At 68.2% G+C, this 21,417-nt stretch carries 16 protein-coding genes; 9 read left to right on the forward strand and 7 right to left on the reverse strand.

Going from position 1 to position 21,417, the window contains the following annotated elements; genetic code table 11:
- Positions 1-54 precede the first annotated feature (54 nt).
- Together ACFWVD_RS03285 and ACFWVD_RS03290 are read left to right on the forward strand one after the other, a co-directional pair.
- Positions 55-858 (forward strand): ABC transporter permease, encoded by an 804-nt coding sequence (locus ACFWVD_RS03285; RefSeq protein ID WP_379240286.1) that lies wholly within the window; start codon positions 55-57, stop codon positions 856-858.
- Entirely contained in the window at positions 855-2,750 is a 1,896-nt protein-coding gene (locus ACFWVD_RS03290; RefSeq protein ID WP_379240287.1) for a dipeptide ABC transporter ATP-binding protein, read from the forward strand. Before ACFWVD_RS03285 ends, ACFWVD_RS03290 begins: the two co-directional genes overlap by 4 nt.
- Positions 2,751-2,800: 50 nt before the next feature.
- Here ACFWVD_RS03290 and ACFWVD_RS03295 read toward each other — a convergent pair whose 3' ends face one another.
- From ACFWVD_RS03295 to ACFWVD_RS03315, 5 genes are all read right to left on the reverse strand, one after another.
- Positions 2,801-2,962, reverse strand: coding sequence for a hypothetical protein (locus tag ACFWVD_RS03295; RefSeq protein ID WP_379240288.1), 162 nt, complete (start codon positions 2,960-2,962; stop codon positions 2,801-2,803).
- 194 nt (positions 2,963-3,156) lie between these two features.
- Positions 3,157-4,596, reverse strand: a complete 1,440-nt coding sequence (locus ACFWVD_RS03300; protein WP_379240289.1) for an ATP-binding protein — start codon at positions 4,594-4,596, stop codon at positions 3,157-3,159.
- A gap of 66 nt (positions 4,597-4,662) precedes the next feature.
- Positions 4,663-6,405 carry an NTP transferase domain-containing protein gene (locus tag ACFWVD_RS03305; RefSeq protein ID WP_379240290.1) on the reverse strand — a complete coding sequence of 581 codons (1,743 nt, stop codon included), beginning with the start codon at positions 6,403-6,405 and terminating at the stop codon, positions 4,663-4,665.
- A gap of 202 nt (positions 6,406-6,607) precedes the next feature.
- Positions 6,608-6,898 (reverse strand): MGMT family protein, encoded by a 291-nt coding sequence (locus tag ACFWVD_RS03310; protein ID WP_379240291.1) that lies wholly within the window; start codon positions 6,896-6,898, stop codon positions 6,608-6,610.
- 4 nt (positions 6,899-6,902) lie between these two features.
- Positions 6,903-7,691 (reverse strand): alpha/beta fold hydrolase, encoded by a 789-nt coding sequence (locus tag ACFWVD_RS03315; RefSeq protein ID WP_379240292.1) that lies wholly within the window; start codon positions 7,689-7,691, stop codon positions 6,903-6,905.
- A gap of 115 nt (positions 7,692-7,806) precedes the next feature.
- Here ACFWVD_RS03315 and ACFWVD_RS03320 point away from each other — a divergent pair, with 115 nt between their 5' ends.
- The 4 genes from ACFWVD_RS03320 (at position 7,807) to nudC (ending at position 17,266) form a co-directional block, all read left to right on the forward strand.
- Complete coding sequence (locus ACFWVD_RS03320) at positions 7,807-11,526, forward strand: ATP-dependent helicase (RefSeq protein WP_379240962.1); 3,720 nt, start codon at positions 7,807-7,809, stop codon at positions 11,524-11,526.
- Entirely contained in the window at positions 11,523-15,092 is a 3,570-nt protein-coding gene (locus ACFWVD_RS03325) for an ATP-dependent helicase (RefSeq protein ID WP_379240293.1), read from the forward strand. Before ACFWVD_RS03320 ends, ACFWVD_RS03325 begins: the two co-directional genes overlap by 4 nt.
- Before the next feature lie 201 nt (positions 15,093-15,293).
- Positions 15,294-16,349, forward strand: coding sequence for a potassium channel family protein (locus ACFWVD_RS03330; RefSeq protein ID WP_379240294.1), 1,056 nt, complete (start codon positions 15,294-15,296; stop codon positions 16,347-16,349).
- Between the two features lie 26 nt (positions 16,350-16,375).
- Positions 16,376-17,266 (forward strand): NAD(+) diphosphatase, encoded by an 891-nt coding sequence (nudC, locus tag ACFWVD_RS03335; RefSeq protein WP_379240295.1) that lies wholly within the window; start codon positions 16,376-16,378, stop codon positions 17,264-17,266.
- Positions 17,267-17,276: 10 nt separating this feature from the next.
- On the opposite strand, the gene ACFWVD_RS03340 is transcribed toward nudC, so the two are convergent.
- Positions 17,277-17,507, reverse strand: a complete 231-nt coding sequence (locus ACFWVD_RS03340; RefSeq protein WP_379240963.1) for a mycoredoxin — start codon at positions 17,505-17,507, stop codon at positions 17,277-17,279.
- Positions 17,508-17,618: 111 nt separating this feature from the next.
- Between ACFWVD_RS03340 and ACFWVD_RS03345 the strand changes: the two genes are divergently transcribed.
- From ACFWVD_RS03345 to ACFWVD_RS03355, 3 genes are all read left to right on the forward strand, one after another.
- A complete protein-coding gene (locus ACFWVD_RS03345; protein ID WP_379240296.1) occupies positions 17,619-19,775 on the forward strand; it encodes an ATP-dependent DNA helicase UvrD2 in 2,157 nt (718 codons plus the stop codon).
- A gap of 110 nt (positions 19,776-19,885) precedes the next feature.
- Positions 19,886-20,185 carry a hypothetical protein gene (locus ACFWVD_RS03350; RefSeq protein WP_379240297.1) on the forward strand — a complete coding sequence of 100 codons (300 nt, stop codon included), beginning with the start codon at positions 19,886-19,888 and terminating at the stop codon, positions 20,183-20,185.
- A 138-nt stretch (positions 20,186-20,323) separates the two neighbouring features.
- On the forward strand, positions 20,324-20,629 hold the full coding sequence (locus tag ACFWVD_RS03355) for a WhiB family transcriptional regulator (RefSeq protein ID WP_379240298.1): 306 nt from the start codon (positions 20,324-20,326) through the stop codon (positions 20,627-20,629).
- Positions 20,630-20,692: 63 nt separating this feature from the next.
- On the opposite strand, the gene ACFWVD_RS03360 is transcribed toward ACFWVD_RS03355, so the two are convergent.
- A complete protein-coding gene (locus ACFWVD_RS03360; protein ID WP_379240299.1) occupies positions 20,693-21,280 on the reverse strand; it encodes a helix-turn-helix domain-containing protein in 588 nt (195 codons plus the stop codon).
- Positions 21,281-21,417 lie beyond the last annotated feature (137 nt).

The raw sequence follows: 21,417 nt of genomic DNA on the forward strand, positions 1-21,417 counted from the left end.
ACACCGACAATCGGTACATCGTCTGTCGCACAGAAGGTTTCAGCCGGGAGCCCATTGCGCGCGCTCGGGCGCGGCCAGGGCTTGGCCGGAGTGCTACTGGTCGCGGTGGTCGCGTTGGCCGGGGTGTTCGCCGGACTGCTCAGCTCCTACGACCCGCTCGCCCAGATTCCGGGTGCCAACCTGCTCGGGCCCAGCGCGCAACACTGGCTGGGCACCGATCACCTCAACCGCGATGTCGCCGCCCGGGTGCTGGCCGGCATCAGGATCAACCTGCTGATCGTGCTGATCGCGGTCCCGGTCGGCGCGGCAATCGGCTCGTTGATCGGCCTGGTGGCCACCGCTCATCCGATCGCGGACGTGACCGTGCAGCGACTGTTCGATCTGATCCTCGCGTTTCCGACGCTGATCCTCGGTATCGCCCTGGCCGCCATCGCCGGACCGGGCTGGCACGCGGTGGTCATCGTGATCATCGCCGCCGAGATCCCGCTGTTCGGCCGCCAGATCCGGGCCGCGGTGCTGACCGTGCGCGAACAGCCCTTCGTCGAAGCGTCCGAGGTCATCGGCGCAGACACCTGGTGGACATTGCGAAAGCACTTGCTGCCCAACGTGATCGAGCCGCTGGCCGTGCAATTCGCACTGTCGTTGTCGATCGCGGTATTCATCGAGGGCGCGATGAGTTTCATCGGGATCGGGGTGGTCGCGCCGCAACCTTCGCTCGGCTCGCTGATCGCCGCCTCGATCGCCAACCTCGACGCCAATCCATGGATCGCCATCGGCCCGTTGGTCGTGGTATCGGCGTTGACCTTGGGATTTCTGTTGATAGCTCAGGCATTGGGCCGGGCAAGGAGACTGGCATGAGCGCACACACCGACCAGCCACGACACGACGACGACCTGGTGCTCGCTATCGAGGAGTTGACGGTCGCGTTCGGGGACAGGACGGTGGTCGACCGGGTGAGTCTGCGGGTGCGGCGGGGCCAGGTCGTCGCGCTCGTGGGTGAATCCGGGTCGGGGAAATCGCTCACCGCGCGATCGGTGCTCGGGCTGTTGCCCGAGACCGCGCGAGCGACCGGATCCATCCGGCTCGCGGGCACCGAGGTCATCGGTGCGGACGAATCCGCGTTGCGGGCGTTGCGAGGCACCAGGGCAGCCATGGTGTTTCAGGAGCCGCAGACCGCGCTGAACCCGGTGCAGAAGATCGGCACCCAGCTCGCGGCCGCCTTGCGGGCGCACGGGGTCAGCGACAAGGCCGCGGCGCGCACCCGTGCCATCGAACTGCTTGCCGCCGTGGACATTCCGGAACCCGAGAAGCGCCTCGATTGGTATCCACATCAGCTGTCCGGTGGTCAGAAACAGCGCGTCGTCATCGCGCTGGCGCTGTCGGGCGAACCCGATCTGCTCATCGCCGACGAGCCGACCACCGCGCTCGATGTGACCGTCCAAGCCGAGATCCTCGACCTGCTGCGTGCGCTGCAACGCGAGCGTGGGGCGGCGATTCTGTTCATCACCCACAACCTCGGGGTGGTCGCGGAGATCGCCGATCGGGTGGTGGTGTTGCGGGACGGGCAAGTGGTCGAGGAGCAGACGGTGTTCGGATTGTTCGCCGATCCGGGCGCGGAATACACCCGTACGCTGCTGGCCGCGGTGCCGCGTCTGCCTGTGGTGACGTCGCGGGGTGCGGTGAATGGTGTCGGTGCGGTCCAAGGGCAGGCAGCGGCCGAGGTCGATGGAGCCGCTGCCGCCGACGCAGATGTCGATGCCGACGAGGCGGGTGGTGTTCGCGAGGCCGCGGACTCGGGGAGTGATTCCGAAACGCTCGTCCCGGAAACTGCGGTCCGTCGGATCCTGCGCGGAGTAGTCACGCGCGCACCCGCGGTTGTAGCCGAAAAGGGCGGCGGCACAATCGAACCCGAGTACCGCGACGTTTTGCGCATCGACGAAGTATCGGTGGTGTATCCGGCACGGCACGGCGGCACGTCCTTCGCCGCGCTTGCAGACGTCTCGCTCACCCTCGGCCCGCGTGAGGTCCTCGGCGTGGTCGGTGAATCCGGTTCCGGCAAAAGCACTCTGGGCCGTGCGGCCCTCGGCATCGTGCCGATCACCGCGGGACATATCGCCCTGCAAGGCGTTTCGCTGACGGGGTTGTCGCGACGGGATCTGCGCGGACTGCGCAAGCATGTCGCACTGGTGCATCAGGATGTCGGCGCCTCGCTCGACCCGCGACGCAGCGTCGCGGACTCGATCGGCGAACCGTTGCAGGTGCACCGGGCCGCGTCGGGTGCGTTGCTGCGGTCCAAGGTCGAGGGTCTACTCGAATCGGTCCGTCTACCAAGGGATTACGCGCAGCGTCGGCCGAGCGAATTGTCCGGCGGACAGCGTCAGCGGGTGGCGTTGGCTCGCGCACTGGCCTTGGCACCGCGACTGCTGGTAGCCGATGAGCCCACCAGCGCGCTCGACGTCTCCGTGCAGGCGCAGGTCCTGGACCTGTTCGCCGACCTACGCGCCGAATACGGCTTCGCCAGCCTGTTCATCAGTCACGATCTGGCCGTGGTGCACCAGGTCGCCGACCGGGTTGTGGTGCTGCGGCAGGGCCGGATCGTCGAAACCGGCGAGGTCCGCGCGGTATTCGCCGCACCGGCTCAGGAGTACACCCGCCGCCTGCTCGACGCGGTGCCCGCTCCCGATCCGTCGACGGCGCGACGCGGGCGGGCCGGATCCGCGGCAGCCGCGCCACAGCGAGTCGGGGCATGACGTGGACGAGCCGCCGGTCATGACACCGGCGGCTCGTCGACACACGACTATCAGTGATGGCCGGGGCGGCGCTGCTGATCACGCCGATCATCCTGACCTGCTCGCGTGGAACCCTGCGAGTCCTGCTGCCCCTGCTCCTGCCGCTGCTCCTGCTGCTGGCGCGGCATCTGCTTGGGCATCTTCTTCGGCGCCTTCTTCGACTTATCAGCCATCTCCACACGGTCCTTTCCGAGGGATAAAGGGATAAAGCCTTCAACGCACTGTCCGACGCAATCCACCTCGCGTGCGGGGCGTCCCACGCCTGACTTCTCCCACGATAGGCACCATTACGCCGCAAGGGTAGAGCTGAGCAGTAAATAGGCCAACTACCAGCGCATATGCGGCGTGTCCGGCAATTGTTGAATTGTCACGGCCGTCGCCAGGCGGAAACCAGTTCGTCCGGTCCCCACCACTGCGCGACACCGGCATCGGGGGTTATTCCGCAACGGGATACCGCCACCAAAGCGGTATCCGGATCGGTGCCGGGAATGGCTAGCAGTGATCGAGAGAGGGCGTCGTAATCGTGGCGGTCGAAAGGGTGGTTTTCCAGCCATTTGATCGAGCCGACGAAGTGAATGGATTTCGCGACGGGGGATCGGTCGGTGCCGATCAGGTCTACCTCGGGGGTGTTGGTGCGGTTCCACCAGCCGCCGACTTCTTCTGTGTCGGGCCAGTTTTGGTCGGGGAGCAGGCGCAGCAGGGATGCGCGAATGAGGGGTTCGACGGCGCGGCCGCGCCAGGACGTCCAGGATCGCTCGATGCGGGCCAGGGCCAAGTCACCGCGGCCGCGTTCTACGAGGGGCAGGCTGCGTTCGAGGAAAGCGAGCCAGAAACGCAAGTAGGAGTCGGTGATTCGGTAGCGCTTGTTCTTCGTATCGGCGACGGTCGATACCGGATAGTCGGCCGCGACGATTCGCTTGTCCTGCAACGTTTTCAGCAGGGGGTTGAGGGTGCCGGCCGGGAGGTCGCCCTGGGAGCCTGCCTGCGCGGCGATGGTGCTGAAGGTGCGTTCGCCGCTGCCGATTGCCTGCAGGACCGCGCGGGAACGGGTGCCTTCGGGGAACTCGCCCAGTAGCGATAGTTCGCCTGCGACCAACAGCGGGGACAGGGGGTCGGCGGTGGATTCGCGTAGGAAGTCCAGGCGGTCCATGCCCGGTCGCCATGAGGTCAGGATCTGCGGGAAGCCGCCGGTGATGAGGCGGGCGTCGATGGCGGCGGCTGCGTCGAGGCCGGTCATGGTTTGCACGTCCGCGACATCGAGCGGTTCGACCGTCATCTTGGTCGCGCGGCCGAAGAACGGGCGATCGCGGGCACCGAGTGCCTCCATGACCGAGATATCACTGCCGACCAGGATCAGCAACACCGGTTTGTTGGACAGGTCCCGATCCCAGACCGTCTGCAGCGCGCCCTCGAACTCGCGGTCCTGCTCGACAAGCCACGGCACTTCATCGATGACGGCAATCGATGGTCGATCGTCCGGAACGGCGACGGCCAGTGCCCGGAGAGCCTGGTTCCAGTCGGTGGCCGACAGCCCGCGGATCAGGTCCGCGCCCGGGGAGCCCATACGGCTGGCGGTCTCGACGAAATCGGCCCGCTCCGCGCTGGGATTGCGGCCGCGGGTCGCCTGGAACACGGTGTACGGGACGTCGGCCCGGTCGCAGAACTCCTGGATGAGGCGTGATTTACCCACGCGGCGGCGGCCGGTGACGATGACTGCGCGACCGGGTGTGCCTGCCGCACCGTCGGTGACCAAGCGGAGTTGATGCGCGATGAGCTCGAGATCTCTGGTTCGGCCGGTGAACTCCATGCAGGCACCTAACTGAGATGGAATCTTACTAAGATCAGATCTTACTAAGATTGAATCTTAGTTTAGTCAGGAGGGGATCGGGAGGAACTCGACCAGGTCTCCGTTGGTGGCGTTCGGGGGGACGATGACCAGGCCGTCTCGGTTGATGAGGCCTGCCAGGTGGGCGGTGCGGATGGTGGGGTCGCCGAGGTAGCCACCTTGGGGGGCGTGTTGGGCGGGGGTGATGCGGGTGACGGGGGCGGTGATGTCGGCGGCGTTGTGGAGGGGGGCCAGGATTGTTCGGGGGAGGGGGGAGGCGGTGCGGGCTGCGACGATGGCGGGGGTGAGGGCTAGCAGGACGGCGATGGCGGCGAAGGGGTTGCCTGGTAGGCCCAGAATTGTTGGGCCGGTGGGGAGTTCGGCTACCACGGTGGAACCGCCGGGGCGGAGGGCCAGGCGGGGGACCAGGATGCGGGCTTCGGCTCGGGCGAGGGCGGTGCGGAGTTGGTCCGCGGCGCCGCCGCCGGTGGCGCCCACTACTACCAGCAGGTCGACACCCTCGGTGTCGGTGAGCATGTCGTCGAAGCTGTTGGCGGTGTCGCGGAGGTGGACTCGGTCTACTACGCGAACGCCGCACCCGGCCAACAGGTCTGGGAGGACGGGCCCGATCGAGTCGCGGGTCTGGCCGGTTTGCAGGGGGCCGGTACTGCGAATCTCGTCGCCGGTCATGATGATTCGTGCGCGCACGGGTCCGCGGACCGAGGCGGTGGTGACTTCCACCGAGGCCGCGGCCGAGCGGAGGGCGGCGGTGACTCGGGTGCCCGCGGGGGCAACGAGGTCGCCGATCATCCTGTCCTCACCGCTTTTTCGCACGTCACCGCGGATCGGGGTGTCCGGCAGGCGCGTCAGTTCGTCGCCGGTGATGGTGGCGAACTCGTCGCGCAGGACCGAGGTGGTGCCGTCGGGGACGTGCGCGCCGGTCGCGATGCGTACTGCTTCGCCGAGGAGTAACCCGGCAGGCCTTGCGCCGCCGGCGAATCCGATGTCGCGTCGTAGTTGCCACGGGCCGTCGCCGCAGACCGCGTAGCCGTCCATCGCGGAGACATCGAAGCGGGGCAGTGCGCCCGCGGCGGTGATCGGTGCGGCCAGTGCGGCGCCGGGGACGTCGGCAAGTTCCGCCTCGTGCGGTGCCAAAGATGTTGTGCCGGAGGCGATGTGCTCGCGTGCTTCGGTGAGGTCGAGGCGGGCTGACGCGCGGGTGGTCGCGAGCGTTTCGCGGGCGAGGCGAACCTCTTCCTCGGTGTCGCAATCGGCGATGTCGGGCAGCTCGATCAGGGCGGTGTGCGCGGGAACGATGGCTTTCATCGGCTGATTCACCAGCGAATCCAGCCCTGCCAGTGCGGCTTCCAGCGCACTGTGCCGCCACACTCCGACGAGATACTGTGGGCGACCGTCGGCGTCGATGGCGAAGACGGCATCAGCGGTGGATTCCGTTGCCTCGCGCAGCAATTCGATCACCGTGGCCTCGGTCAGGAACGGCATGTCCGCGGCGAGCACGACGATCCACGAGTTGGTGGCGTCGAGCGCGCTCAGTCCACTGCCGATCGCGGCGACCGGGCCCGAACCCGGCGGTACCTCGCGAGCCTGTAGGAAACGTGAATCCAGTTCGGGGCGATGCGGTCCGACCACCACGACCCGTGTGCAGTCGTGCACCGACGCCAGGGCCGCGTCGAGCATCGACCGCCCCCCGATCACGATCGCGGGTTTGTCCACCCCGCCCATCCGGCTGGCCCGCCCACCCGCGAGCACGATCGCATCGGCGGCGGTCATCGGCTGATTCGGCATCGGTTGATCGGCACGACTGCATGGTAGTCGCGGTGGCAGATCAGCCCGGATTTCGTCCATATCGAACGTGTCATCGGCAGCGAGGTCGTCGACAGACCGGCAACGATCTCACTGCCGCTCGATGGAACGACCGTCCCCTGCACCCACTCGTGCTCGGCGGGGGAGGTCTCCAGAATGCGCCGAAGAGTCAGAGCCTGGCCGTGCGCAAAACGACGCGACCATCGACGATCGGAACACCTTCCTCGCCGAGCAGACGCAACTGACGCGCAGCAAGATGCGCGGCGGGCCGACCGGACGCGCCGATCACCCGGTGCCACGGCAGATCGGCGGAGTCGGTGCGCATGATCCAGCCGACCGTGCGCGCCGAGGACAGCCCCGCCGCCGCGGCGATATCGCCGTAGGTGGCCACGCGACCGGCCGGAATCGCGGCGACGAGTTCGCGGACCTTCTCGACCTGTTCCTCGGTGGTGGCCGCCATCGGGCTACAGCACCCCGGCGATCAGCGCGGCGGTCTCGGCGGGGCGGGCCTGGGCGACCATGTGATCGCAGTCCCACACCTGCGCGGTGAAATCGTCGAGGTGGTCGGCGAGCGCGGCCAGGAACTCCGGCGTCACATACGGCGGCTGCACCTTGGCCGCGCGGACCAGCACGGTCGGCAGGTCGGCGGGCGGCAGCACGAACGGGCGGGCCAGCTGACCCCAGTACGAGGTGATCGCGGGCTGGAAGATCCGCCAGCCGACCCGACCGCCCTCGGTGGGCACCAGGTGCTCGGCCAGCTCCCGTTCCAGCACCTCGGGATCGACCTCGTCGGGGCCCCACGCGCTCACCTGCTTGTCCGAACGCGCCTCGGCGAGATCGGTGTAATCGGGGGAGGCGAGGTTGGCCTGCGCGACCTGTTCGATCAGCTTCGCGTCGATACCGATCGCGGGATCCAGCAGCACCAGCGCACGCACGAGGTCGGGATGTCGCCGGGCGAGGTGGATCGCGGTGGCACCGCCGAACGAGTGGCCGACCACCACGACCGGGCCGTCGGTCTCGGCGCGCAGCAGGTCCGCGAGGTCGGCGACGATCGTTTCCAGATCCCACGGCGGCAGCGAGCTGGAACGGCCGTGTCCGCGCAGGTCGGGAGCGATGATCCGGGCCTGCGGCAGGTGCTGGGTGGCCAGGGTTTCCCAACGGTTGCCGTGACCGGTGAGACCGTGCAGGGCGAGGACGACGGGACCGTCGGCGGGGCCGAAACGGTACACATGAAGAGGCGACACGACTGCCATTCTGGCCGGTCGGACGCGGTCTCGCAGCGTGCCTGGTCGGTAGGGGTGCGCCGGAGTGTCGGAGGGGTCTGTTGCAATAGCCGATGTGGTGCGATCGGATAGCTCGGTGCGACTTGTGCGCCGGACAACGCGGACGCCCCGGCCGCGAGCCTGGGGCGCGGCTGTTCGCGCGCTGTTCGCGGAGCAAGCCCAGCCCGCGCCGCCGCGTCCCGGCTGGCGACCGTGGCAGGTGATGGGCGGGCCCGGCACGGGGAAGACCGCGTTGCTGGTGGATCTGGTGACGGCGCGGATCGTCGACGGCGCGGACCCGGAGTCGGTGTTGGTGCTCACTCACACCAAGCACGCCGCCGCCGCGTTGCGCGACGCGATCACCCACCAGTTAGGGCCCGCCGCCGGGATCGCGGGTGCGAGCCGCGAGCCGATGGTGCGCACGCTGCACTCCTATGCGTTCTCGGTGCTGCGCCGGCACGCCGACCTGCACGGCAATCCGCCGCCGCGACTACTCACCGGCGCGGAGCAGGACGCGGTGTTGCGCGAGATGTTGCACGGCGACCTCGAAGACATCGAGCGGGGCGCACCTGGCCTGTGGCCGCCCCGGTTGCAGCCCGCGCTGGCGCTGGGCGGGTTCGCCGAGCAACTGCGCGACCTGATGTTGCGTGCCACCGAACGTGGTCTCGGCCCCGAGGACTTGATGGCGCTGGGTCGCGAACACGACAACGATGCGTGGGTGGCGGCCGGGCGGTTCTTCGAACGGTATGAGCAGGCGTCGATGCTGCGGTGGTCGGTGGGTGTGGCCGCGCCGGAAGCTACCGCGCCTGCTCTCGATGCCGCCGAGCTGGTTGGTGCGGCTTTGGACGCGCTGGTCGGGGATCGGAATCTGCTTGCCGCCGAACGGGATCGGACTCGGTGGTTGCTTGTCGACGATGCGCAGCATTTGGATCCGCAGGCCGCGACGTTGGTGCGGGCGATCGGTAGCGGTAGTGCGAGCACGGTGATCGCTGGTGATCCAGACCAGGCAGTGTTCACGTTTCGCGGTGCGGATTCGGCGTTTCTCACCGAGTTGGACACGGTGGCGCAGCGTCGAATTGTCTTGCGGCACAACTATCGCAGCGGTGCGCCGATTCGATTGGCGACTGCTCGAATCGCGGCGAGGCTGCCGGGGAGTGCGCGGCATCGGGTTCTGCCGGGGCAGGAAAACGACCTGCCGGAAGGCGTCGAGTCCGAAGACGGATGGGTTCCGCCTGAAGAACCGTCGACGGATGGGTGGGTTCCGCCTGACGAACCCCCGGACGACGGGTGGGTTCCGCCCGACGAACCCCCCGAGGACGGGTGGATGCCGCCCGAGGAGCTGCCGCCTGTCGACGAGTCGAGCGTGCGCGTGCGGGTGCTGTCGACACCGGCCAAGGAAGCGGCACTCATCGCCGACCATCTGCGACGCGCATACCTCACCGACGGGGTGCGGTGGTCGTCGATGGCCGTGATCGTGCGGTCGGTGCCGTTGTCGTTGGCGCCGTTGCGGCGGGCGCTGCTCGCGGCCGGGGTGCCGGTGCGCAGGCCCGCGGTGGCTGAGCCGTTGGCGCGCAGGCGGGGTGCGGCGTGGATGGTGCTCGCGTTGCGGGTGCTGTTGGCGGGGGATTCGTCGCGGCCGGGGTCGCGGCGCGCGATCGATGCGATGTTCTCCGCGGACGACGCGATGGATCTGCTATCCGGGCCGCTGGGTGGGGCCGATCAGATCGCGCTGCGGCGGTTGCGGCGTGGTGTTCGGCGCAGCGTACTGGACCTGGAACGTACTGGGGCACTTGCTGAGTCGTTCGTCGATGGTGCTGATCAGTTCGTGCTGTGGGACGAGACGGTGCCGCCGCCGGACATGCTCGAACCCGATCCGATCGACGATGAGTGGTTGCCGCCGCCGGACCTGGAACCCGAACCGGACTGGGATATCGCCGATCGTCTGCCTGACCACCTCGACCTGCTCGATGTCGAAAATCCCCCTGCCGCAAGAACGATCATCGAGGCCGTGCCGGAATCGCCGCGCATCGAGCGTGCGGTGGCCGCCGTGCCGTTGATCGACCAATCGTCAGCCGAGGTATTGCGCGACCTGATCGTCGGCGTCGGCGAACAGCGACTGCTCGATAAACTCACCGAAGTCGAAGCGGCACCGTTGAATCGCGTGCTGCGGGCGATCGCGAAGGCGAAGGAAACCCAGGCCAGAGGGCAGGGTCTGGAAGACGTGCTGTGGACACTGTGGACGAGTTCACGGCTGGAGCGACGCTGGTTCAAACAGTCGCGGCGCGGCGGCGCGTCGGGGATGCAGGCCGATCGCGATCTCGATGCCGCCGTGGAACTGTTCGATACCGCGGCGGCTTACGTCGACCGGTTACCCAAGGCGAGCATCGACGGTTTCGTCGAATATCTGTTGCACCAGCAACTTCCGCAGCAGGGCAGGCCGCTGACCGTCGAAGGCGAGGCGGTGACACTGCTCAGCGCGCACGCGGCGGCGGGTAGGGAGTGGGATGTGGTGGCGGTTGCCGCTGTGCAGGAAGGGATTTGGCCGAACCCGCGTGCCAGGGGAACGCTGCTGCACACCGAGGACCTCGTCGATCTGGTGGCCGGGGTCGATCCGAGCGCGACCGTGAGCCGGGGCGCGCCGATCCTGGCCGAGGAGCGCAGGCTGCTGTTCGTCGCGTGCAGCCGGGCGCGGCGGTCGCTGCTGGTGACCGCCGTGGAATCCGTTGCGGGAGACCAGGATCTGGTGCCGTCGCGGTTTCTGGCCGAGCTGGTCGGCGATGACGACAGTGGTGAACCGGGTGCGTTGCCGGTGGTCGATCCCGGTCGTGCGCTGGTGATGCACTCGCTGGTCGCGGAACTACGCGGGGTGGTGTGCGATCCGGGCACCGACCCGCAACGTCGCGACCGTGCGGCACGTCAGCTGGCCCGGCTGGCAGACGCGGGCGTGCCGGGCACCGACCCCGCGCACTGGTACGGCACCGCCGAACTGAGCTCGGACCGGGAACTGTGGGACGACGACGATTCGCCGATCGGCTTGTCCCCGTCGACGGTGGAACTGTTGCGCACGTGCCCGCTGCGCTGGGCGCTGGAACGGCACGGCGGCACCGACGGCGACAACCCGCACGCGGTCAAGGGCAACCTCGTGCACACGCTGGTGCAGGCGCTGGCCGGTGACGTGCCGGAGGCTCAGGTTCGCGCGGCGCTGGACCAGGCGTGGAAGACGGTCGACCCGGCCAGCGGTTGGCATTCGCGGCAGGAACTGCGTCGCACCGAGACGATGCTGGAAACCTTCCTCGGCTGGGTGCGCGCCACCCGCGGTGAACTCACGCAGGCCGGGGTGGAGGTGCCGGTCGACTGTGTGTTGCCCGCGCGCACGGAAGACGCACGGGCCGTGCGGATTCGGGGACGCATCGATCGGCTCGAACGAGATGCGCAGGGCCGCTTCGTGATCGTCGATGTGAAGACGGGTAAGACGCCGGTCAGCGCGAAAGCCGTTGCGGACCATGCCCAGTTGGCGACCTATCAGGTGGCCGCCGCTCATGGCGCGCTCGACGAGGACTCGGATGAGCCTGCGCCCGTTGCTGATCCGGGTGGTGCGCGACTGGTGTACGTCGCCAAGCCCAGTACCAAAACCGGTGCCACCGAACGGGCGCAGAAGCCCCTCGACAGCGAGGGACTCGAGCAGTGGCGCACCACGATTCACGATGCCGCCGATGCCACTCGGGGGCCCGGTTATCTGGCAGTGCGCAACGACGGGTGCAGGCATTGCCCGGTCGCGGGCAGTTGCCCGGTGCAGGACACCGGACGGCAGGTGACCGACGAGTGAGCGGCGTGCGCGTCACCCCGCAGCGGTTGGCCGACGCGCTCGGCCTACCGCCCCCCACCGAGGAACAGGCTGCGGTCATCGCGGCACCGCCAGGGCCGACGCTGGTCGTGGCGGGTGCGGGCGCGGGCAAGACCGAGACGATGGCGGCGCGCGTGGTGTGGATGGTGGCCAACCAGCTAGTCGCCCCCGACGAGGTGCTCGGGCTGACGTTCACCCGAAAAGCCGCGCAGCAGTTGACTTCTCGTATTCGCACGCGGCTGGCTCGGTTGGCCGGCGCGCCGCTGTTGCGCGAGATCGACCCCAGTGGGGCGTTGCGCACGATCGTCGCCGCGGCCGAACCGGAGATCAGCACCTATCACTCGTACGCGGGTCGGCTACTCACCGCGCACGGACTGTTGCTGCCGGTGGAACCTTCCGCGGCGCTGCTCACCCAAACCCAGCTGTGGCAGCTCGCGCACGAGGTGGTGCGGTCGTGGGACGGCGACCTCGACACCGACCGCACGCCGGTCTCGGTGACCGAGGCGGTGCTCGCCCTGTCCGGGCAGCTCGCCGAACACCTGGTGGAACCGGAACAGCTGGCCGAAGCGCACGCTGAGCTGGAGAAACTGGTCTACACGCTGCCCGCGGGTCCACGGCAACGCGGCGGGCCCAAACAAGAGCTGATCAATGTGGTGACCGCGCAACGCGAACGCGTCGCCCTGCTGCCGCTGGTCCGGCAACTCGCCGAGGCCCTGAACCGCCGTGGTGCACTGGATTTCGGCTCTCAGATGTCCCTGGCAGCTCAACTGGCCGTCGACCATCCCGAAGTCGCCGCCGCCGAACGTGCTCGGTTCAAGCTGGTGCTGCTCGATGAGTATCAGGACACCGGGCACGCCCAGCGGGTGCTGCTGTCGGCACTGTTCGGCAATCCCGAAGCGGTGCACAAGAATCGAACGCGAACCGTGCGGGTTCGAGGTGATGCGCAGCCACCTCGCGCACACGAGTCCGACACGCTGTTCCCGATGGATGAGCGTGATTCGGCATCGGCGGTCCGCGACGAAATTGCCTCTGCGCCTTCAGGGAGCGATGAGCGAGCCCACAGTGCACAAGCGCTCGCGGTGACAGCGGTCGGCGACCCGATGCAATCCATCTACGGATGGCGCGGAGCCTCAGCGGCCAACCTGCCACGGTTCGCCACCGACTTCCCCACTGCGCCAGGAGTTCCCGCGCCGGTACTGCCGCTGTTGACCAGCTGGCGGAACCCGCCGGAAGCGTTGGCATTGGCGAACCTGGTAGCCGACCCGTTGCGGATGGTGGCGCGGGCCGCAGGTGGCGCGACAGTGGACGCCTTGCGCGCCAAGCCGCAAGCTCACGCAGGCGTAGTCGAATTTGCACTCACCGAAACCATTGCCCAAGAACGAGATTGGATCGCAGAGCGAATCGCCCGAGAGTGGGAAACCGCATGCGGCAACGATGATCCGCCCCCCACCTCGGCGGTGCTGATCAGGCGCAATGCCGACGCCGCGCCATTGGCCGAGGCGCTGCGCGAGCAGGGGCTCCCGGTGGAAATCGTCGGTCTCGGCGGCTTGCTGGCGACACCGGAGGTCGCCGATATCGTCGCCACCCTGCGCCTGATCGCCGAACCGGGCACCGGCAGCGCGGCGGTCCGAATTCTCACCGGCGCCCGATGGCGAATCGGCGTAGCCGACCTGGCCGCACTGGCGCGACGGGCGCGAATGCTGTCCATCGGCAGCCTGTCCGGCGGCGACGCCAACGAGATCACCGACGCCGCGGGTCTGGCCACCGCACTGCGCGAGGTCGCACCCGAACCCACCGAGAAAGCAGGCTTGGCCGACGCCATCGCCGATCCCGGTGCGGCAGACCAGTATTCCGAGGCAGGGTTCACCCGCATCACCGCCCTGAGCGAGGAACTGGCAGCGCTGCGCGAACGCAGCGGGCAGCCGCTGATCGAACTCGTCGCCGACGTCGAACGCACCATCGGGGTCGGTGTCGAAACCCAAGCCAGGCGCGCCATCGTGGGCGGCGGTGCCGGACGCGAACACCTGGACGCCTTCGCCGAGGTGGTCGCCGGATACGCCGCGGACTCCCGTGCCTCGCTGAGCGGTCTGCTCGCCTTCTTCACCGCGGCCGAATCCGTCGAAAACGGCCTCGAGCCAGGCGAAGTGGAAGTTGCGCGCGACCGCGTGCAGGTGCTCACCGTGCACGCCGCCAAAGGCCTGGAATGGGAAGTCGTCGCCGTGCCACACGTGAGCTCCTCGGTATTTCCGTCGACCAATGCCCTGAGCACCTGGCTCGGCGCGCTCACCGAACTGCCCACCACCCTGCGCGGCGACCGCATCCAACCCGACTCCGGCGAGGGGGTCCCAGTCCTGGACCTGACCGGCCTCGGCGATCGTGTCGACCTCGAACGCGCGATCGTCGACCACAGGGAGGCCCTGCGGAACCGTCGCCTCGACGAAGAACGCCGCCTGTTCTACGTCGCGCTCACCAGAACCGAACGGGTACTGCTGGTTTCGGCCTACTACTGGCCAGAAACGGGAACCTCGCAGAAGGGCCCTTCGGATTTTCTCCTCGAACTGAAGGAGGCGAACGAGAACCCCGACAGCGAGGCCTACGGCGTGGCCACCATCGCACGCTGGGACGACAAGCCCGCCCCGGACGCGGTCAACCCCTTCGCCGACAACCCCCCGACCGCCCAGTGGCCGCGCGACCCACTGGGCAACCGCCGCGACCCCATCGAACAGGGCGCCGCACTGGTCCGCGACGCCCTCGACCAATTGCGAAGCACCCCAGCAGATTCCGAGGACACAGACACGCCAGAGGATGACCCCGAAGGCTGGGTCAACGACGTCGACGCACTGCTCGCCGAATTCACCGCCGCCGAACTAGCCGAACAACAGGTGGAACTACCCGGCCAACTCCCCGCCACCGCCCTGGTCGAACTACGCGCCGACCCCGCCCGCCTCGCCGCCCGCCTACGCCGCCCCCTCCCGTACCCGCCGAACCCGATGGCGCGGCGCGGCACTGCCTTTCACGCCTGGGTGCAATCCTGGTTCGGCACCGAACAGCTACTGGGCCTGGACGAACTGCCCGGCGCCGCCGACAGCACCACCGAAATGGGCCGCGCCGACCAGGAACTGGCCGCCATGCAGTCCGCGTTCCGCAGATCCGCCTGGGCGCACCGCAACCCCGTCGACGTGGAGGTGCCGTTCGAAACCAGCATCGCGGGCACCGTGATTCGTGGCCGCATGGACGCCGTGTTCGCCGAACCCGGCGGCCGGTGGATTGTCGTCGACTGGAAGACCGGCGCCGAACCGGGCCCCGCCGACGAACCCGCCGTGGCGATGCAGCTGGCCGTCTACCGCCTGGCGTGGGCCCGCCTGATGGCCGCCCGCACCGGCGACACCGAACAGCACATGCTCGAACGGGTAAGCGCCGCATTCCATTACATCCGATCCGGCCGCACCATCGCCCCCACAGACCTGGCAGGCCCCGCCGACCTGGAACGCCTCATCCGCGACGCCGCCCCCGAAAACACCGACACCGCGCCACACGACCACACATGAGCCGATACGCTGGCGAGCGCCGCAGGCCAGCCCTCCGGCACCGGCCCGACAACGACGCGGCGCCAGCCGCCAGTTTTCGGCCGCCTTGATCTGGACTGACCAGAGGGTGTGACGAAGGAGCACCCGCCGGGAGGGAAGATCAAGGTACCCAGGCCGAAAACCCGCGGCACCAGCCGCCAATAAACACAGGAGCTCATATTTATGTTCGGTGACACGCGCAACCCGATCGGGTTGAGTAGCAGTCCCGACTATGCGCTTGTCGGTCTGCTGCGGATTCCCGCGGCGCAGTCCAGCCCGTGGGTTTCGCTCACCCGCCGCGTGCTGTTCGCGATCGCGCTGCTGTTCACCGCCGCGACCGTTGTCTACCTCGGCCGCCACGGCTATCGCGACAACACCGGCGACGAACTGTCGTTCCTCGACGCCATGTACTACGCGACCGTCTCCCTGTCGACCACCGGTTACGGCGATATCGCCCCGGTGACCCCGTCGGCGCGACTGGTCAACATCATCGTCATCACCCCACTGCGCGTGCTGTTCCTCATCGTGTTGGTCGGTACCACTCTCGGCGTGCTGACCGAACGGTCGCGGCAGGCATTCAAGATTCAGCGATGGAGGCACACCGTGCGTAATCACACCGTCGTCGTCGGCTACGGCACCAAGGGCCGCACCGCGATCGATGCGATGGTCGGTGACGGAGTGCAGCTGTCCGACATCGTGGTGGTCGACACCGACCCCGTCGCGTTGGAAGCCGCCGCCGCCGCGGGCCTGGTGACCGTGCACGGCTCGGCGACCAAATCCGATGTGCTGCGGCTGACCGGCGTGCAGCGCGCGTCCGCGGTGGTGGTCGCCACCAACCGCGACGACACCGCGGTGCTGGTCACGCTCACCGCCCGCGAACTCAACAAGACCGCCAAGATCTCCGTGGCCATCCGCGAAGCCGAGAACACCCACCTGGTCCGCCAGTCCGGCGCGGACTCGGTGGTGGTGTCCTCGGAGACCGCGGGCCGGCTGCTCGGCATCGCCACCACCAAGCCGACCGTGGTGGAGATGATGGAAGACCTGCTCACCCCCGAACAGGGTTTCGCGGTGGCCGAACGCGAGGTCGAACCCGGCGAAGTGGGCGGTTCGCCGCGCCACCTCAGCGACATCGTGCTCGGCGTGGTGCGCGACGGCGCGCTGATCCGGGTCGGCGAGCCCGAGGTCGACGCGCTGGAAACCGGCGACAAACTGCTGTACATCCGGCACACCGGAAAGTAGGCCGCGCCCAGCGCTAGGCTGCACAGGTGTCCTTCCGGCTGAAAGACGTTCCGCTGCTGTCCCGTTCCACCCTCGATCGCGCCGACCACGTGCGACTCGATCCCGACGCGCTGCGTGAGGGGTGGGGCAAGGCGAAGGTGCTGCGCGTGGACCCGCGCGGAAAAGTGCGCGTGGACAACGACCAGATCGTGCTGGACCCCGCAGCCGTCGTGGGCGACGGCCCCGGTGAGGCCGCGGTTTTCCTCGGCGTGGTCGAGGGCAGTCACCTGTGGGCGGTGCGCGAACCGGAACTGGACGGCACGCTCAAGGACCTGCGGGTGCTCGGCTCGGTCGACGATTTCACCGCCGAACTGCTGTCCACCGCGTACGCGCTGCTCAACTGGCACGACCGGGCCCGATTCCACGGCGGCGACGGCTCGACGACCACGCCCGCGCGTGGCGGCTGGTCGCGTCTGAACGCGGCGGGCGAGGAAGAATTCCCGCGCATCGACCCGGCCGTGATCTGCCTGGTGCACGACGGCGCCGACCGGGTGCTACTGGCACGTCAACAGCACTGGCCGGAGACGATGTTCTCGCTACTGGCCGGATTCGTGGAGGCCGGTGAATCGCTGGAACGCTGCGTGGAGCGCGAGGTGCGCGAGGAAGTCGGCGTGGACCTGCGCGATATCCACTACCTGGGTAGCCAGCCGTGGCCGTTCCCGCGCTCTCTGATGCTGGGTTTCGCCGCGGTCGGCGACCCCGCCCAGGAGTTCGTGTTCTCCGATGGCGAGATCGCCGAGGCGCACTGGTTCACTCGCGACGAGGTCCGTGCAGCTCTGCAGGCAGGCGACTGGACCGCCACCCAATCGGGCGCACGACTGCTCGTCCCGGGTTCGATCTCGATCGCGCGAACGATCATCGAATCCTGGGCTGACTGACCCGCCGGGCTCAGGCCTGCGCGGCCAACGCCTTCTTGACCGCGGCCAGCGACGGGTTGGTCGCGGTCGATCCGTCGCGGTACTTGATCGTGGGCACCACGTGGTTGCCGCCGTTGACGCTGCCGACGAACTCCGCCGACGCGGGATCGTCTTCGATATCGATCACCGAGTAGGTGATGCCCGCCTCGTCGAGCTGGGTCCGCAGGCGCCGGCAGTAGCCGCACCACGTGGTCGAATACATCGTCAGATCTGGGGTTGCTTCAGTCACGCAGTGTGCAACGTCGGGCAGGCGCCTGGTGTTCCGACGCGGTGCGATTGCGGCCGTGCGCGTTTGTTGTCGGTGGTCGCTGTCATGATGGTGCGCGTGCCAGCACTCGATCTCACCGCCCTCGACCCGGAACAGGCCGCCGCGGTGCGGGCACCACGGGGGCCGGTGTGCGTTCTCGCCGGTGCGGGCACGGGCAAGACCAGGACCATCACGCACCGGATCGCGCATCTGATCGCCGGTGGGCACGTGAAAGCCGACCAGGTGCTCGCGGTGACCTTCACCGCGCGGGCGGCGGGGGAGATGCGCAATCGGCTGCGCACGATGGGGCTGGGCGGCGATGCCGGGCAGGTCCAGGCGCGCACCTTCCACGCCGCGGCGCTGCGGCAACTGCGCTATTTCTGGCCGCAGGTGGTCGGGGATGTGCCGTGGCGGTTGATCGACAGCAAGTTCCCCGTGGTCTCGCAGGCCGCGCAACGAGCGGGACTGCGCGCGTCGACCGAAATGGTGCGTGACCTGCTCAGTGAGATCGAATGGGCCAAGGCATCGCTGATCGCGCCGGAGGACTATCCGGCCGCCGCGGCCAGACACCATCGCGACGCACCCGTGGACGTGACCAAGGTCGCCGAGGTCTACCAGGCGTACGAATCCGCCAAAGCCTCCGCCGACGGCCTGCTGCTGGACTTCGACGACCTGCTGCTGCACACCGCCGCAGCCCTCGAGGACTATCCGGCCGTGGCCGACGAATTCCGTGGCAGGTATCGCAGTTTCGTCGTCGACGAATACCAGGACGTCACCCCGCTGCAACAGCGCGTGCTCGACGCCTGGCTCGGCGAGCGCGACGACCTGACCGTGGTCGGCGACGCCAATCAGACGATCTACTCCTTCACCGGCGCCACCCCGAAGTACCTGCTCGATTTCTCCCGGCGCTTCCCCGACGCCGCGGTGGTCCGGCTCGAACGCGACTACCGGTCCACCCCGCAGGTGGTGTCGCTGGCCAACCGGGTGATCGGTGCCGCGCGTGGGCGCATCGCCGGCACCCGCCTGGCGCTGATCGGCCAGCGCGCCGACGGTCCCGAACCCGAATTCGCCGAGTACGTCGACGCGCAAGCCGAGGCTGTCGCGGTCGCCGAGCAGATCCAGAAACTGATCGCCAACGGCACGTCCGCCGCCGAGATCGCGGTGCTGTACCGGACGAACGCGCTGTCGGAACCGTTCGAACAGGTTCTGGGCGCGCGCGAGATCCCGTTCCAGGTGCGCGGTGGCGAGGGATTCTTCCAGCGGCCGGAGGTGCGGCAGGCGGTGTCGGCGCTGCGTCAGGTCGACGGGCGCGACGACCTGCCCGACGCCGCCCGCAGCGGATCGTCGCTGATCACACTGGTGCGCGCGGCGCTGGCCCCGGTGGGACTGACCACCGAGGAACCCGCGGGCGCGCAGGCGAAGGAACGATGGTCCTCGCTGCTGGCGCTGGTCCAGCTTACCGAGGAACTGGTCAGCCACGACGACGACATGGACCTCACCGCGCTGCTGCGCGAACTGGCCACCCGCGCCGAGGCCAAACATCCGCCGACAGTCGACGGCGTCACCCTGGCGTCGCTGCACGCGGCCAAGGGCCTGGAATGGGACGCGGTGTTCCTGGTCGGACTCACCGACGGCACGCTGCCGATCTTCCACGTGCTCGGCAAGAAGAACACTCCCGTCGACGAAGCGGGACTGGAGGAGGAGCGGCGACTGCTGTACGTCGGCGTCACCCGAGCGCGCGAACACCTGAACCTGTCGTGGACCCAGCGACGACTGCAGGCAGGCGGGGACTACCGGCCGGTGACCCGCTCGCGGTTCCTCAACGACCTGATCCCGGACACATCCGCGGCCTCTCGGATCGCGGTCGAACTGCCTGGCAAGGCGCAGGCACCACGTCCGCTGTGCCGGGTCTGCCTGAAGCCGCTGATCGGCACCTACGCCACCATGCTCGGCCGCTGCCGACGCTGTCCGGGCGAAGTCGACCCGCTGCTGCTGGACACGCTGAAGGAGTGGCGGTCGGAAAAAGCCGAGGCGCTGAAGGTGCGCGACTTCGTCGTGTTCACCGACACCACGCTCACGGCCATCGCCGAACAGTTCCCCGCCGACGACACCGCTCTTGCGGCCATCGCCGGAATCGGGGCGAAGAAGATCGAACAGTACGGCGCCGATGTGCTGGCCATCGTTGCCTCACGTTTGCGGGCCACGGAGCAAAACCCCAGGTAGAAAATAGGTTGTTAGGTTCTCGATCATTGCCTATGGTGGAGAACACGCAACGGCAGCAATGCCGATGCGCGGCCATTGTTCACACACGAGTTCAGGAGGGAGGCAGAGACATGAAGACGAATACGAACACCACGTTCGATGCGATGAGCAATCGCGTCCTGGTGAACGCCTTTGGCATGTCCGCCTTCCGGGGGGTCCTCGCTCTGCAGGGGACCGGCCTGTCCGTCGGCGATGCGCATCAGATTCGCCGCCAGGACAAGCCCAGTGTGGGTTGGCAGCCGACCGCCGTTTCGGCACCGGCAGCACCCGCCGACGAAGCCGGTTACGCACCGGCGGTCGTCGGCGCAATCCGCCTCCGCGTCCACCCAGCGACCGTGAACAGGGTTCGACAGCACTGTCGAACTAGGTAGGGAACCACTTCCCAGACCTCCTGGCCACGGATCGCGAACAGCGAAATCCGTGGCCATATTTTTTCGGCTCCTCAGCCGTAGGCACCGGGTTCGCACACCGAACATCCCACCGCTGCATACGAGCTGAAGGAGAACGACGTGTTCACCGCCCAGGACTGGCCCACGGCCACTGCTGACGTGACATGCCGAACCGTGACGCAGGTCACCAGGACTCTGCCCTGCCGGGGCGGAAACCCCGATCTGTGGTTCGCCGAGAGCCCCACCGATCTGGAGCAGGCCAAGGAACTGTGCGCTGCCTGCCCGATCCGCAAGACCTGTCTGACCGCGGCCATCGACCGCGCCGAGCCGTGGGGCGTGTGGGGCGGTGAGATCTTCGACCAGGGTGTCGTGATCGCCCGCAAGCGCCCCCGCGGTCGCCCGCGCAAGGTCGCGATCATGGCATGAACCCGGGAAAGGGGTTGTACCGCAAGCGAACCGCTCACCTGTTTCTGGTGAGCGGTTCGTTTGTTATTTGCGGGAGTTGCGTTTGACGGTGCGGCCGTCGGCCACGGCCAGGACCAACGTGGTGGTGTCCGGGGAGTGCGCCCACCACCGGTGTTTCTCGCCTGCGCGGCAGTAGTAGGTGTCGCCGGGGCCCAGCTCGTGTTCGGTGCCGTCGGCGATCAGGGAGATCGCGCCGCGGGTCACGTGGATGATCTCGTCGCCCTGGTGCACGAAGTCGCGGTCGCCGCGGTCGGTGCCGCCGGTGAATTCCAGGGCGCGCAGGTCGCGGTCGCCGTGGACCAGGGAGCGGACTGTGCCTGCGCCGGGGTCGGTTTGGGGCAGGACGGTGTCGTCGGCGGCGCGGACTACGGCCGCGGGGGCGGTGTCGTCGGCGGCGGCCAGCAGCGCGGTGGCGGTGGTCGACAGGGCGTCGGCGATCTGTTGCAGCGAGCGCAAACTGGTGTTGGTGCGGCCGTTTTCGAGTTGGCTGAGAAATGACTGGGACAGGCCGGTGTCGGTGGACAGGCGGGCCAGGGTGTGTCCGGCGGCGAGGCGGCGGTCGTGGATCACGGTGCCCAGTTGTCGATGTCGGATGTGGTCGCCGCTGGCCACTGCTCGCCTCCGTGTGTTCGGTACCGCTGTGCCTGCGACTGTAGTGAATTTTCGGTGGACCGAATCGGGGCGGGGTGCGGTTTTCGGGCGCCGACCAGGCGATGAGCGGGTTTCGCGCACCGTGATCGGAACCGTTC

The sequence above is a fragment of the Nocardia sp. NPDC058666 genome (genome assembly GCF_042714895.1).
Classification (GTDB): Bacteria; Actinomycetota; Actinomycetes; order Mycobacteriales; family Mycobacteriaceae; genus Nocardia.

Bases quoted from the DNA above. Each gene is read 5' to 3' on its own strand.
- ACFWVD_RS03290 (WP_379240287.1), top strand. From the start codon at position 855: ATGAGCGCACACACCGACCAGCCACGACACGACGACGACCTGGTGCTC.
- ACFWVD_RS03330 (WP_379240294.1), top strand. From the start codon at position 15,294: ATGTTCGGTGACACGCGCAACCCGATCGGGTTGAGTAGCAGTCCCGAC.
- ACFWVD_RS03305 (WP_379240290.1), bottom strand. From the start codon at position 6,405: ATGACCGCCGCCGATGCGATCGTGCTCGCGGGTGGGCGGGCCAGCCGG.
- ACFWVD_RS03300 (WP_379240289.1), bottom strand. From the start codon at position 4,596: ATGGAGTTCACCGGCCGAACCAGAGATCTCGAGCTCATCGCGCATCAA.
- ACFWVD_RS03340 (WP_379240963.1), bottom strand. From the start codon at position 17,507: ATGTATTCGACCACGTGGTGCGGCTACTGCCGGCGCCTGCGGACCCAG.
- ACFWVD_RS03315 (WP_379240292.1), bottom strand. From the start codon at position 7,691: ATGGCAGTCGTGTCGCCTCTTCATGTGTACCGTTTCGGCCCCGCCGAC.
- ACFWVD_RS03345 (WP_379240296.1), top strand. From the start codon at position 17,619: ATGATGGTGCGCGTGCCAGCACTCGATCTCACCGCCCTCGACCCGGAA.
- ACFWVD_RS03350 (WP_379240297.1), top strand. From the start codon at position 19,886: ATGAAGACGAATACGAACACCACGTTCGATGCGATGAGCAATCGCGTC.
- ACFWVD_RS03295 (WP_379240288.1), bottom strand. From the start codon at position 2,962: ATGGCTGATAAGTCGAAGAAGGCGCCGAAGAAGATGCCCAAGCAGATG.
- ACFWVD_RS03310 (WP_379240291.1), bottom strand. From the start codon at position 6,898: ATGGCGGCCACCACCGAGGAACAGGTCGAGAAGGTCCGCGAACTCGTC.